This window comes from Marinoscillum furvescens DSM 4134 (assembly GCF_003386095.1).
Taxonomy (GTDB): Bacteria; Bacteroidota; Bacteroidia; order Cytophagales; family Cyclobacteriaceae; genus Marinoscillum; species Marinoscillum furvescens.
Map to the genome: position 1 here is coordinate 41222 of NZ_QREG01000002.1, position 15174 is coordinate 56395.

The window sequence follows — 15174 nt, forward strand, 5'->3', positions numbered from 1 at the left end:
CCCCTACTCGGTTTGCACCTGGATTTTTGCTCCTTTTAACCCTTTTGATTTTGCTGTTAGTGTGATAGTACCTGCCTTTTCTCCTGAGTTTAGGATAGCCAGGGCCATTCCACTGAAGGCCTTTCGTTTGGTATCCTGGAATGACTCCAGGGTAGCAGCATTACCATTGTCCACAGCGATCAACTTACCCGCACCACGAACATCAAATGTGACAAGATTGTCAGCATTGGGGCACAAGTTGCCGTCCTTGTCTTCTATGCGCACAGTTACATACGCTAAGTCTCTCCCATCCGCAGCTATGCGATTTCTATCCACCGAAAGGCGCACTTTTGCAGGCTTCCCAGCTGTGCGGATAACTTTTTCACTTACCTGGCGGCCATCTTTGTAGCCTACAACTTTTAGCTCACCAGCCTCATATGGCACTTCCCAGCTGAGTCTGTAAGGTGACTCGAAGGTCTTTGGCTCATAGCGAAAGAAATCGATAAGAATGGTCGTTTTGTCTACGCCTTTTACTTTGCGGCCCAGCGATTTACCATTCAGAAACAGCTCTGCTTCATCACAGTTTGTATATGCATAAACCGGAATATTTTCGCCTTCCATACCTGCCCAGTTCCAGTGAGGCAATAGGTGAATCATGGGCTTTTCGGTCCACTGGCTTTGATACAGATAAAACCGATCTTTCGGGAAACCGCAAAGATCCACTGCGCCAAAATATGAACTGCGTGCGGGCCAGTCATCGTTCCAATAGCCATTGGTGGAGTTGTCTCGTCCCCCATAAGGCGTAGGCTCTCCCAGGTAATCAAATCCTGTCCAGATAAACTCTCCCATGACATAAGGGTTCTTTTCCTGAAAGTGAAACTCAATATCTGGAGGATAGGCCCACCCTGGACCAATCAGGTCGTAGCTCGTCACTTGTAGAGACGGGTGTGTTTTGTACTTTTCGATAGGCAAATGATACACCCCACGGCTACTTGTACAGCTACTGGTTTCAGAGCCGTAAATAGGCAAACCCGGATAGTTTGAGCGCACCTCGCTGTACCTACTAGGCTTGTAGTTCATGCCCACGACATCTACCTGCTGAGCCATGTTGTTGTCATAAGGAGCCGGATAGTAATTGAGCCCTACAGATGTGGGCCTGGTAGGGTCCGTTGCCCGGCAGACATCATGCAATTTTTTGGCTACAGTCCAACCATTCTTTTTATCTCGCTGTTCGATGATCTCATTCCCGATACTCCACATCACGATGGACGGGTGATTGCGGTCACGCACAATCATATCTTTGAGATCAAGCTCTCCCCACTCCTCAAAGAACAGGTTATAGCCATTGGGCACTTTCTCCATTTTCCACACATCAAAAGCTTCGTCTTGCACCAGTAAGCCGAGCTCATCACACAGTTCCAAAAATGTTCGGGATGGAGGGTTGTGACTCGTTCTAATGGCATTGACACCCATTTCTTTCATTATTTGAAGTTTACGCTCGTCGGCTCGTCGGTATACCGCAGCTCCTAGGGCTCCATTGTCATGATGCAGGCACACCCCATTGAAGCGCACCTGTTTTTCATTGAGATAGAAGGCATCACGTGTATAGCGTATAGACCGAATACCAAATGTAGATCTATAGGTATCCGTCACTTGTCCATCTACAGTAAGAGTGGTCACGGCAGTGTACAAATGTGGTGCATCTAAATCCCACAGTTTTGGGGATTCAATAATGGTATATAGTGCGGACGTGCCCGTTTGCCCTGCAGGTATTTCCAGATCCTCCTTGGCTGAGCCTACTTTTGTCCCTGAGGGATCCAGATACTCATGCGTTACTGTAATCTGCTGATTATCTGCAGACTTATTTACCACGTTTGTTTCTATCTGAACGGTAGCCTTCTCGGGAGTGGCGGTGGGTGTTGTGATATAGGTACCCCATTGGTCTACATATACCGGATTATCGATTTTTAACCATACTGATCGGTAAATACCCGCACCAGGGTACCATCGTGATGAAAGATCCTGCGGTGTGAGCCTTACAGCCACTACATTGTCAGAGCCATCATATTTGAGGTACTCCGAAATATCAAATTCAAATCCAATGTAACCGTAAGGTCTATTCCCTACCAAATTTCCATTCACCCACACATGCGCATTGTACATGGCTCCTTCAAACTCTAGTCGAACGACTTTACCTTTTGCAGTGGCAGGCATGGTAAAATGCTTGCGGTACCAACCTGTGCCGTGTATTGGCAACCCTCCATAGCGGGCGTTGTATTCGCTACTAAATGGACCTTCGATGGCCCAGTCGTGGGGCAAATTAACTTGTCGCCACTTAGAGTCATCCAGTTCAGGTTGTTGCCCGTTAGGGTTTTCATCATTGTAAAAAAGCCAATCCTTGTCGAAGTTTTCGCCGGGCTCATATTGTGCCCAAACAGAAAACCCTGAAAGAATAATGGTAAAGGCAAACAAGACTCTTTTGAAAGCTGTCATTTAATCAAATCAATTATTCATCAAACCAATAAAAAAACAGGGTCCTATTACCCCAAAAGGACCCTGCACCCCATGAGAACTGTTTATTCCAGCTCCATTTTAAAAACGTTGGCAATTGGGCTAAGCTCAGTGTTTGGCACAGTAAACGTGTAATATCGCTCCGTTTTCTCCCAAACCACAGGTTTTCCAGATTTCAGCTCAGTGATTTGCTTCACAGGGCTGGCCGGCCCAAAGCCAATGTCGTTGAGTTTTAATTTCACTTCCTTGCCCGCTTCCGGTTTACCCAAAAGGAAAACGTACATGGATTTTTTGTCTTTGGAACAAGTAAATCGCACATCGCTGGCAGAATACTCCACCTTAGCCGACTGTCCGCCGTGTTTGCCATCTGCTGCTTTGGCCATGCCAAAACCGTAAGTATGAAAAGGCACTGTGCCATAGACAGCCTCACCATAGACATCCATCCACTCTCCAATGCTCAATAGGATATCACGCTGTTCTTTATTGATCGTACCGTCTGCTTTCGGTGAAATATTAAACAACACCACTCCATTCTTACTCCACACGTCGATCATGTTTCGCACGATCATTTCAGGCGTTTTATACACCTGTCCTTCGGTGAAGCACCAGCTGCCTTTGTCACTAATCGTCACATCGGTCATCCATACTTCATCAGATACATCTTTCTTACCACCTTGCTCAATATCCAGAACACTCATGGTCTTTGGAAGGTCATCGTGTTTGGCAATGAGCACGCCCTCTTGCCCCGTTTTTTGAGTGTGATTGAGGTAATAAGCAGCCATCTCCTTGATTTTGTCCTCTGACACATGATTGAGCCACACGTCGTACCATAGCATATCTGGAGAGTATTTGTCCACTACTTCATTCACCTGATCTAGCCAGTACTGGTCAAATTCCTCTTGAGGCATGTTGCCATAAAACTTACGAAGGTCCGGATCTTCGGAGGATGTAGGATAGTCTGGGTGGTAGGCGAAATGGCTGTTGTAGGTATCCCATTTTTCAGGATTTCCTTCATGCCTTTGGCGTAATCGAGCGTGATGAAACGACGTAATGGTTTTCAAGCCTCGCTTCTTCAAAGCTGCCAGCATCTCGCCAGTAATGTCTTTTTGAGGTCCCATGTCTGCAGCATTCCACGGGTTGATTTCACTGTCCCACATGGCAAAGCCATCATGGTGCTGGGCGACAGGTCCGGCAAACTGAGCTCCGGATTTCTTAAACAATTCTGCCCAGTCCTCGGCATCAAACTGTTCCGCTTTAAACATCGGGATAAAATCGTGATAGCCGAATTCTTCTAACTTACCATATTTCTTTTCGTGATACTGCTTGTACTCCGGAAAGGCATCAGTCCTATACAACCTATACGGATACCACTCCGAGCCAAACGCCGGTACGCTGTATACGCCCCAGTGAAAGTAGATGCCAAATTTGGAGTCTTTGAACCACTCGGGGGCGGCATTGTGGCGCGCCAGAGATTCCCAGGTGGGTTCATAAGTAATTTCTTCTTCGTTAGTTACTTCTTTTGCCATGGGCGCAGTGCATGACCACACTGCAACGGCCAATCCTACAAACAATATCAGTCTTGACATTTGATACATAATTAGTGAAAAAATAGCTTGAACATTTACGGTTCAAATGTCCGGTATAGCACTAAGATCAATCGTGAAAAATTACATTGAACAAAGGGGGTAAATTGACTAATCCATAAAAATAGGCGTTGACCCGTGCTGTTTTATCCAAAAAAGCGGGGGGATTTTTTATTTGGTCCCCATTTTCTTTGATGCAAAAAACTTTTGAGCAGTTGTCTGCTTATGAGGTCAACGCACCAATGACAATCCCCAACACCCCGGTGGCCAATATATAGTATATCGTTGGGATGATCGTTTTGCGAATGGTCTGGCCCTCCACTCCGCTCAATCCCACAGTGGCTGAAGCCGCTACCACATTATGAATGGCAATCATATTTCCAGCCGCTGCACCAACGGCCTGCAAGGCTACCACCCAGGCTGGATTCAAGCCGGTCTGCATGGCCATGGTATATTGGAATTGAGAGAAAGTTAAATTGCTAATGGTGTTGCTCCCGGCAATGAACGCACCGAGCGCGCCCACGGCGGGTGCGAAAAACTCCCACATCACTCCAGCCCAACTAGCCATGGCTTCTGCAGCGACTATTGGCATGGAGGACAACTTACTGCCATTTTAGTCAGAATTGATGTAGACCCTGACCAAAGGCAAAGTAAACACCAATACCACCGAGGCTTTCAGTAGTGAACCAAAGGATGTTTGAATGGCAGAATAGACTCTTTGAGCGTTTACCCGATACAACAACACCGTTAAAATTGCGGCAAGCAGCATAAAGGTACCGGGCAGGTACAAAGGACTGGTACTGGCCGCGATTTCCGAACCAAAGATTCCAGCCCATTTTAAGGAAAGCCCTTTCAAGTAGGCCCCAACCCCAAATTGAGGTATTCTCGAAAGCACCAGCAATAGGGTCATCACAAGATACGGAGCCCATGCCTTTATCAAATTTCGATTGCCAGAAAATTCAGAGACTTGCGGGTTTTCCTTAAAAGTCAGTGGACTTTTGGGAAGTAATATTCCAGATTTCGTCAGCGCAACAGCCAGTAACAGACCTACCCCTGCTCCCAGTAAAGAAGGAAACTCAGGACCAAGTAATCGAACCGTTATATAATAAGGAACGGTAAAACAAAGACCACATATTACCGCATAGGGAAGTATTTCCACACTACTGCGCCAGCTTGCTAAGCGGTTATAAAATCGGTTGATCATGGTCACCATCAAAAAGGGCATCAAAGTACCAATAAGCATGTGCAACAAGGCGGCGTGGTTGGTGACTTCTTGCAAAAAGACAGGTAGCTCTCCGGGCGGAAGTTTTACTCCTCCCGTCACGCCTACCAGGATCGGTGTACCTATGGCGCCAAAAGTCACTGCCGTACTCATGGTCATCATGGCCACCACCAGTGCTGCCCCTACCGGGAAACCTATGGAGACTAGAAGTGGTGCCACTATGGCTGCCGGAGTGCCAAACCCTGAAGCCGCTTCGAGAAATGAGCCAAAAAGCCATGCTATGATAATGGTCTGCACTCGATAATCCGGACTGAGATGTACAAATCCCTGCCGGATGGCATCCATAGCTCCGCTTTGTACTAGCATGTTGAGCAGCACCAGGGCGCCGAAAATAATCCACAGTATATCAAATGTAATGAAAAGGCCCTGCACGATACTCGCAGCTACTGTATCGGCAGGCATCTGCCAGTAACTCCATGCTATAAGCACAACCAACAAAAGGCCTAGTGGCATCACTCGAGCAGCCGACCATTTAAAACCCACGATCAAAACGGCAACTACAAAGAGTGGCAAAATGGCAAGCACTGCCGGGAGTAAATCGTTCATATCTAAAAAAATAGAAAAATGAGTTAAGGAATGTAATTGAAACTGGACTTACAATCATGAAAATGACCCAATCACTTAATCGTTACGGCCCGATAAATCAAGATTCGAACTACCACGTCAGCTACTGAGTAGGTTATTCCAAATAATAATACACATCAGCTCGCAGGGCATTGTCATTGTGGCTAAAGCCTCCGCCGTTTTCTCCTTTGGTAAATAATAGCGCCGGTGTCCGTGGACGCTCAAACCAGAAGCCATGCTCAAGCGCAGGTTGCCAGGAGGCACCTGCGGTTTCTGCTACAACCTTTGGCACGCTCAGCGTCTGCACTTCTCCATTTTCCAAGCTCACCCAAAACAATTCCGTAGAGGGATCTCCATAGGGAATAATGGATTTACCTGTATCATCGGCTATTTGCAAAATGATATGAAACTGACCGGACTGATCTAGGGATAGGGTCGACTGAGGATGTGCCCGTTTGCCTTTGGGGATCAGCTGCGTCAGTGGAGTAGTCTCCCAGCCGTTGGGTTTGTGGTGATAAAAATCCACATCACCAGTAGACAGGTTTTGCACCACCACTGCAGGATTCTCTTCTGAATCTACCTGCAGATTGGAAAGCATCAACTGAAAGTAGCGGTAATGTGAAGGGCCGGGGCGGTTAAGGGCAGTAGTGTCTGCCGGGGTTAGTACGGCAGTACTTTTGTCAGTGGTAAAGAGCTGTAAATCTGAAGAATATACGGGGAAATCAAGTTTTTCCTTCCTGTCAAACTGCTTCCAACTGGCACCTCCATCTGCACTATAGATATGACCCGCTCCATGATTTATATTGCCCAGGCTGTCAGCAAACACGGATGCAAAAACCAAATGAAGTATTTCCCCATCCGGATCCAAAGCAAGTGAGTTGGTCCAATAGATATATCCTTTTTGAGGGGATCTGATCAGCACATTGGGTTCTGACCAGCCATTCTCAGGTTCATACTTCCTGTGGTGAAGCTCCCATCTACCAGCGTACTCGTCTATGGTCTCCCGGTAGGTAAGGTGGAGTTCGCCATTGCTACCAGCCACCAAAGCCGGATAGGTGCTGTAGGCTTCAAGTGTACTGACCTTAGTCCACGCGATGGTTTCGGATTGCGCGGCTAGCAGGTAATGATCCATAGCAGACCAGTGACCACCCAACACCATATGTATGGTACCATCTGGAGCCTTGGTTAGCGTGGCTCCACAATGATTATCTGGCCTGGCGTCACCTACACTCCCTTGCTCTATTATGACCCCATTGGGGTCTATGAGTGCCCATTGGTTCACTTTATCTGCGCCGAGCCAGGTTATGAGCTTGTTTTCTCCTCTGCTCACGATTTTGTTACTCATAATGTAAGCAGTAGCCCGATCTCCCCCCTGCTCGCTTATCAGGATGGGTGCATCGGGAGCCTTGCTGGTCTCGCATCCTACTGCGAACAGCAGACTCCACACGCAAGCGCACCAAACTTGGATAGACATCTTCATTAGTCTGGTCATTAGTCTTCTACAAATAGTCGCTCATGATCCTCCCAGTGTGCGATCATCAGTTTCATTTTTTTTCGGAGTTGTGCCACCAAATCAGGACCCAGGATACGAATGTCTTCCTCTGCTTTGGTATCTGCCAGATGTAAAATCGGCTCCTCAGTAGACTCCAGCAACTCGATGAGGGTAGCTGCATTGTCCAGCTCCTGACGGGCTATGGCCATCATACGCGTGCGCTCGGGCACACTCAGGTAGTGCCAAAGGCGCTCCATGGGGCGATGCTTCAGGTTCCACTCCTTGCTTACATCTACAAAGTACTGGTAGCTCACCGCGTGGATGCAGTTGTTGACGATGCACTCAAAGGCATGCAGCCTTTTGTCTAAAAGCTGTAGTTTCCCAGCGTCACCCGCCTCCGCATCGATGATCACCTGTAGGTTTTCGCGTGCCGTACCTATATACCCCTTTAGGTGTTGCAGAATCCGGTCATTGAGAAAATGCCCTCCGAATCCCTCGAAAAAATAGGTGGACTGAATCTCTGCCAGTGACTGTGCGCGCTCCTCCGAACGGGCCTGAAACAGATAGGGCCGGTAGTAACTGACCTCTTCTTTGGTGAGCTCCTCTGGAAACGGCACGAACGGCCGGGTAAGCCAGCGCTGGTGCACCGATCCGATGTAAAACCAATAGCCCCCCTGATTGTACTGCCACTGATGGGTGTGGGCTTCATAGAGGTTGCGCCATACGTCTAGTAAATGATCTGCGTGAGCCTCTCCCACTTCTTGTGCTGCCAGTGTCCGCAGCATGTTCATGCGCGACAGGTAAGTGGTGGTAGACTGCTCCTGAAAGCGATCATAAAGGTCAAAATAAAGGTCTGTATTGAACCGGTCACCCATTAGTACAAATAGCCGGGGTGCAGGGTTTTCTGCTGCCTGCTGCAGTTCAGTGAGGAAGCGAACAGGAAAAGGGATTCCCCTGACCGGATAAAAGACATAGTCGTAATCCAGCAGGAAACCTACCGTGTTCTTGTATTTGGTAGCATCTGGTCCTTCCAGATTTTTCAGCGCCATGCCCGGCTTAAGTTGCTGAGCGATGTATTCCGGGTTTTGCTCACGTACCCACTCGGCATCTATTTCTATGGTGCTGCCCATTTCTTTGGCCCCTTGCTGTATAGCATTGAAAAAGGCAAAGTACCGAGTATGCATCGGCTGATCCTGATACAGGGTATTGCCATTAGCTCCCGGATAGAGCCCCTGGCTCCAGCTCATGCCTGTACCTGAGTCGTTGGTATGCAGGGAGATAATCTCGATTTCAGGACACCTTTTGAGTAATATTTTGATGGACTCAGTATAGAGCTGCTGCACCTCCGGGTGCTCTACTGCCGGGGTGAAGCGTGGAGCGATGGCTCGCAGAGGGTGCTCTACTTGTGGCCCTCGCCACATGGGGTACTCCTCATACACCGACTCGGGCAACATCTGCGGCTCAAAGGTGGTAAAAGCGGCTTTCAGCCCCAGCTTGCGAAGTACTTTGCAGCGAGCTTCCAGGATGCCCAAGACTTCCTCCGCATAGTCTTGTGGGATGTGCGGCTTGATCACGTCCGGCGTGGCGATTTTGAGTAGGCCTACATTGGAAATGGCCCAGGCCGGATAGGGATCTCCAGGTGTGTCATACTGCCAGCGAGCCCAGGGAAGATCCTCAGCAGTGAGTACAATGTGTGTAGCTCCAGACTCACGAGCTCTGGTGGCAAAAGCTTCAAATGCTTCTAAATCTTCTGCATAGCAACCAAAAATGACTTTTTGGGAGGGTTGAGCCCAACAAAACAGCGGTACAAACACCAGAAAAAACACAATCCTTGTTAACATCTTCTAAGTTATTTTAAATTAAAAAAGCATATTCAAGCCCTAAAAAAGCATCGGAACCAGCCATTCTATTTGTGACTGGCTCCGTACGTTCATTTGATTGGATTAAGAGGTCATTTACCTGCAAACGCTCTTTTACTCACAATTGGCTATTGTTTCAAAATGCGCTGGGTGAGGCATCCTTTGTCTGATTTGACGGTTACGACATAAATGCCATTAGGCAGGCTCGTAAGCACTATTTCGTTGACACCCTTCTGCGCCTCCAACTTCCTGAAAGGTTTTCCGCTCAGGTCAGTTATTTCTATACTGCCACTCTCTTCAAGTTGTACAGTCAATGCATCCTGCACTGGATTTGGATAAATATTTAATTGGAAAGCAGGCTCCATAGTAGTTGTCTGACGAGACCCTGTGGAGCTTACAAACTCCCATTGCTTATCGTTACCACTCGTGCCACTGGTAATGTTCGTATTCCAGCCTGTAGACGAGTCATCAGCGTCGGCATACATATTAGAAGAGTTGGATACCCGTAGCCTGTAGTGCGTCCCATCACCCGTATCTTCTACATACCACTTGCTGTCTGCGGTGATGCAGCATGAGGAAACTATACCGTTAGAACTGGTAGTAGATCGCTTCATATAGCGACTGTCCCATGTATTTTGAAAGGCCCAGGTGCCGTCACCCTGATCCAGTGCCGTCCATTCGCTATATTCATTTTGGTAGCCTGACGTCACGACATTGTTTGCCGTGGATGTAGACATTTTCATATAGCGGCCATACTGCCGATTTTCGATATAGTATTTTTGATTGTGTGTCACCGGACTCCCACCTCCACCTGAAGATGCCGTGATATCCAACCAGTCATAGCGCCCCATTTCACCGGTATTCACATTGCTCTCCAGTCTGATGTAGTCTCCATTATTGATTGTGACGTTGCTAATGGTACGCGTACGCCAATCGATGGTGCTGCCGCCTGTATACTGGTTGGCGGTCCAGCTATCCACTAAACTGCTGTTTACGAATACTCTGAACGAAGAAGCTCCGTCAGGCTCATCTCCATAGCGGATCTCCAGGTCATAAGATCCGGAGGTTCCGGTAAAACGCCCCTGAGCCGATCCATAGTTGACCGTGTTGGCCATGATTCGCCCCTGAGCTGCTTCCACTGTATATCCCATCAGGTCGAGGTTTTCAGCCTGTGTCTGTCCCGTGCCCAATATCACGTTTGCCGGAACATATCCTGCACTGATTCCCGAGTTGTTTTGAATAGCACTATTGGAGCTTACATTATTGGTAATTTCATTGTTGCGCGCCCCGATGCCTGTTTGCTCATGTATAAAAATCGTAGTATTTGATATGACATTCTGATCGGTAGTATAAAACTCCGTATAGTTATCCATATAAATACCAGCGGTAGTGTAGGTACCGGTCACCCCATTGTTGATAACATCTGATACATAGTTTTTATAAATATAGCTAGCATACTGCCTTGCCAGGGTGTAGATACCACCACCATCATCATGCAGCTGATTGGTATCATAGATCCTATTGTACCTGATCCGGTTATTAGCCATTCCATTGTCCTCATAGGTGGTGTTTTGGTTACCAATATCCATCCCTGAATATGGGCAATCGTAAATCTCATTGTGATCAACAATTAGTCCTTCGATAAAATGTGCCTGAATACCATCGCCATTCGTATACTGTTGGCCTACTTTATGAATTTCATTGTTCCAGATATGCACATCATTACACTGTAGTGAAAGCGAAGGGTTCTTGGTTTTGTCTGCACCTACTTCTATTCCATTGGCACCGATATCCACAAACTCATTTCCCTGAATGTCTATGTCATCACAGCCAGAAAACAACTGAAGGGCTGTAGCTCCAGCACGCCTAAATGTACAATCTTTGAAAGTAAGCCCTTCAGCATAAATCACTTTGACCATTCCCTGAGTATAGTTGAGGTCGTCTTTGCTTCGTGTGGTCCCCTGTCCGCTGATCTCATAGGGTTGCACACCCTGAGTGGCTGCAAGACCTATTTCTGACGGACGTGTCCATTTCGAATACTGGATAGTGATCCCTTCAAATTGCAAGTTTTTGACTGGGCTTGATGAGGTACCTTCGATTTTAATTACATGCGTCAGGTTGGGGTGAGAAATAGATACGGTGCTCATGTTTTCTCCAGCACGTGGCTTGTAATAGATGTAGTCATTGATGGTATCCAAAAACCACTCACCTTCGGCATCTACAAAATCGTAGGAATTTTCAAAATAGTATCCAAAGTTGTAATACGATGAGTTTTTGTTGAAGAGCTTATCTCTGTAAATGTCTTTGGGCTGTACCCAAACAAAGCTACCGTCTATGGAAGCATTGTCAAAGAGGGCATTGTCATGAATCCAGTGGCGCTTCACCACTATTTCCATGGCACTTTTGTTAGCACTGGCGGCTTTGGCATCCCAGTCACTTTTCAGGATTTTATATTTCTCTGTACTGGTATTAGCTCCCTGCATGGTGTAGTACGGACCGAAATCTACGTCACTCGTTCGGTTTGGGTGGCGGGCTCTAATTGCACGGATATAATTTACGTAAAGTGTTCTGAAGTTTTCCGAGCATGACGTCCTGTAGATGTTTTTGGAAGCATCGTACAGTGTCCACCCAGTAAGCTTTTTATGGCCACTAATCACTGGAGAGTGTCCCGAAAGTGCTTTGTAAATCACTTTGTGACCATTAGTACCACCGTCCTCTGCATCAAAATTGAGTGTTGAAGTTTGGGTGTGCACACCATTCATCAGGTAGACCGTAATATCGCCAGACATATTATTATTGTTGGCATTTACAGTGGTTTTGGCTTTGGTCAAGGTTTCAAAAGCTGCACCAGAAGAGGTGCCGCTGTTGCCATCGCTCCCATTGATGGGATCTACGTAGTACGTTTGGCCCATAGCTGCGTTTGCCAGCGCTATGCAAATGCCAAGCATCATCACTTTTAGTTGTTGGTTCATCATCTTTATATGGTTTGTTGGTTAATATGCATGGGTTAGTCCGAGAGCATTCATCATTCTTCAAGGTCTGTATTTAGACCTGATGATTCCTAATTGGGTCTATTTTGAATCCCCTCTCTGAGGTGGTGATAGGGTTGCTCAAGTCCGGCATTAAGTCGGATTTCTTTTGCAGCTTCAGTTTCTACAGCATCCTGAAACGTATGGGTAGCCACGGTCTGAGATCCAGGTCGTATCCGCTCCTCAGAAATATTGGTATAAGTGCTATCGATCGCATTAGCACCAAGGCTGTTGACATGCAACCATCTCGAGCCACCGTCGGTCACGTTGTTGGTAATGTGGTAATTGTCTGAGCCTTCATCGGGGTAAATAGATCCATACGGATTAAAAAGGTTTTTTAGGTAATTATCACGGATCAGGCTAGGCCCGCTGGTAAGGCCCAGCGTATAGATGTGCCCACCGTCATAAACTTCCCTTGTCACATCGAAGATTAAATTGTTATTGACCGTCACATTGCGTGTAGGAGTCGGGCCATCCGTGGAAATACCTCCAGTCTTATCCGCAACATTGCCGCCTACATACTCCCATCCCCAACCGATATGGAGGCCCGAGTACGGCAAGTTACCGATCTCATTGTGCGCTATGGTGAGGTCTACCGGGTAGGCCGCCCCTATACCGCTGGCTGAGCAGTATTCTTTGGCCACATCATGGATGTAGTTGTTGGTCACCACATGCCCCTGCTGCAGCAGACGCTCATCAGAAGGGTAAAAGTCCTCCCGGTCCCCCCTGTTGTAATCGTCTCCGAGCTGGATAGCCGTGTGCGAAATGTCCGTAAAGCGATTTCCTATAATACGGCACTGTTGAGTACCGTCCAGGGTAAGTATGCCGATGTAGCCGAGCTGATTAAAGGCACACCCCTCGAAATGGATACCGGTAGCATTTTTGATCACCACGGCTCCATTGGGGTCAAGGTATTCGATGTACTTCGGGTAATCCGTATACGTCTTGGTTTCGCCCATGTAAGTACTTCCGTCTACCAAAAACCGCTCCCTGAGCACACCATTTTGTGCATCAGGAAAGCCATTTCTACTCGGGTGGAGCCAGGTAGTATGTTGAAAAGTAATGCCTTGAAAGGTGATATTTGTTGCGCGTTCATCGAGGCTGGCCCCGGCTATGCGGATGAGCGTTTCCTGCAAAGGAAGTATCGCTGCCACCTCGCTCATCTCTTCGCCTTCACGTGGCAGGTAGTAGATTTCGCTGGTAGATTTATCCAGGTAAAACTCCCCGGGATCGTCTAACAGTTCGTAGGCGTTTTCGATGTACCACGGCCCGTCTATTGGTGAAGACATGCCTTTGTTGGTGACCCAAAAGTATTCCGGGTTTTTCATGTACACTTTTGCCAATCCGCTACCGAAGGAAAAGATTGAATCTACATGGGCGCGTGGGTTGGTCCAGTTGCGTTTAAAGACGAACTCAATGTCTTGTTTATTTTTCCACCGGGCCATATCGGCCCATGTAGTGATAAAACCCATGTTTACAAAGCCCTGATCATCACGGTAGGGATGATCGGTTCTTCTGAATTTCATACGTTCTACTCCGTGCAAACCTCCTACACTGCGTGCACGAATAGCACGCTTACCATTTACAAAAAACTGGCGACTATCGGTTCCCTGTGGCAACTGAGCTTTCCAGATATTGAGCTCCGCACTATAGATTTTCCAGCCCTCTACCTGCATACCTCCGGAAATCACTGGGTAGGCTCCGGGTGCAGCACTGAAGACCACACGATGGCCATTGCCTCCGCTGTGGCGCTCACTGAGATGTAGAGGTCTGTTGAGGATATACCTTCCTTCCAACAATCGGACATGAATATCCTGAGTTTGATCTTCACCTGCCAGATTGGGGAGTAGCGAAACTGCATAATCGAGGCTGCAAGGTTCATTCTCATTACAGCGGGTACCAGAACCAGTTGATGACACGATTAGCTCCTGCGCATGAAGAGATGCTATCCGCAACGTACTCATCACGGAAATAATCGCCATAATTAGTAATGTCTTATGTTTTAGAGGCTTCATAGTCTAACGGTTTATTTTTAAAAACATCACTTCAATTTTCTGATGGGTATTGACTCTATGGGGCTGTCATCACCTGCCATACCCCAGACGAACGCATAGGGCGAAGTGCCTGCAGCACAGTGCATAGACCATGGCGGGGAGATCACGGCCTGCTCGTTGCCAATCCAGAGGTTGCGGGTCTCTGACTGAGTGCCCATGATATGGCATACCTGTCGGTCTTCGGGGATATCAAAATAGAAGTACACCTCCATCCGCAACTCATGAATGTGAGGGGGCATCGTATTCCAGGCAGCCCCAGGCGCCGGCTCTGTGATGCCCATCATCAGCTGGCAGGTTTCCACGGCCAGGTAGGTGATGGGCTGGTAGAGCCTGCGCTTGCTGTTCTCCTCCACTGACCCCAACTCAATGAAAGGTGAGTCTTCGATACGAATAAGTTTGGTTGGCAAGGGTTTGTGGGCAGCTGCCGAATTGAAATAGAATTTGGCTGGCTGCCCGGCATCTTCCGAAGTAAAACTCACATTTTTCGCCCCCTGACCCACGTACAGGGAGTCTCTATTCTTTAGGATATACACCTCATTATCCACCGTCACCACACCGGGGCCTCCCAGGTTGATGATCCCGACTTCTCGCTTCTGCAGGTGATAGTCCACAGCCATAAATGGGTCCACTCCTAGCTCCAGGGGGCTTGTGGTAGGTACCGCACATCCCATGATCAGCCGATCGTAATGCGAGTACACCATGTGGGTCTTTCCTGACTCCACCAGATCGGTCACCAGAAACTCCCCACGAAGCTGAGCCGTGTCATAGGACTTAAAATCGTTCGGATGATGTGTGTAGCGTACTTTAAAGGTCATTTTCTA

The 15174-nt window shown here is 47.7% G+C and carries 7 protein-coding genes and 1 pseudogene; all 8 read right to left on the reverse strand.

Annotated features, from left to right (window positions below):
* Positions 1–3: 3 nt before the first annotated feature.
* Complete coding sequence (gene galB, locus C7460_RS02755) at positions 4–2472, reverse strand: beta-galactosidase GalB (RefSeq protein ID WP_115866553.1); 2469 nt, start codon at positions 2470–2472, stop codon at positions 4–6.
* 83 nt (positions 2473–2555) lie between these two features.
* Positions 2556–4076 carry an alpha-L-fucosidase gene (locus tag C7460_RS02760; protein ID WP_115866554.1) on the reverse strand — a complete coding sequence of 507 codons (1521 nt, stop codon included), beginning with the start codon at positions 4074–4076 and terminating at the stop codon, positions 2556–2558.
* Positions 4077–4296: 220 nt separating this feature from the next.
* Positions 4297–5901: pseudogene (locus C7460_RS02765) on the reverse strand (L-lactate permease).
* A gap of 133 nt (positions 5902–6034) precedes the next feature.
* Positions 6035–7399, reverse strand: a complete 1365-nt coding sequence (locus C7460_RS02770) for a BNR-4 repeat-containing protein (protein WP_221409432.1) — start codon at positions 7397–7399, stop codon at positions 6035–6037.
* A gap of 11 nt (positions 7400–7410) precedes the next feature.
* Positions 7411–9252, reverse strand: a complete 1842-nt coding sequence (locus C7460_RS02775) for a hypothetical protein (RefSeq protein ID WP_115866556.1) — start codon at positions 9250–9252, stop codon at positions 7411–7413.
* A 146-nt stretch (positions 9253–9398) separates the two neighbouring features.
* Positions 9399–12245, reverse strand: coding sequence for a T9SS type A sorting domain-containing protein (locus C7460_RS02780; RefSeq protein ID WP_115866557.1), 2847 nt, complete (start codon positions 12243–12245; stop codon positions 9399–9401).
* 86 nt (positions 12246–12331) lie between these two features.
* Entirely contained in the window at positions 12332–14314 is a 1983-nt protein-coding gene (locus tag C7460_RS02785) for a right-handed parallel beta-helix repeat-containing protein (RefSeq protein WP_115866558.1), read from the reverse strand.
* Positions 14315–14340: 26 nt separating this feature from the next.
* A complete protein-coding gene (gene kduI / locus C7460_RS02790) occupies positions 14341–15168 on the reverse strand; it encodes a 5-dehydro-4-deoxy-D-glucuronate isomerase (RefSeq protein WP_115866559.1) in 828 nt (275 codons plus the stop codon).
* Between the last annotated feature and the right edge of the window lie 6 nt (positions 15169–15174).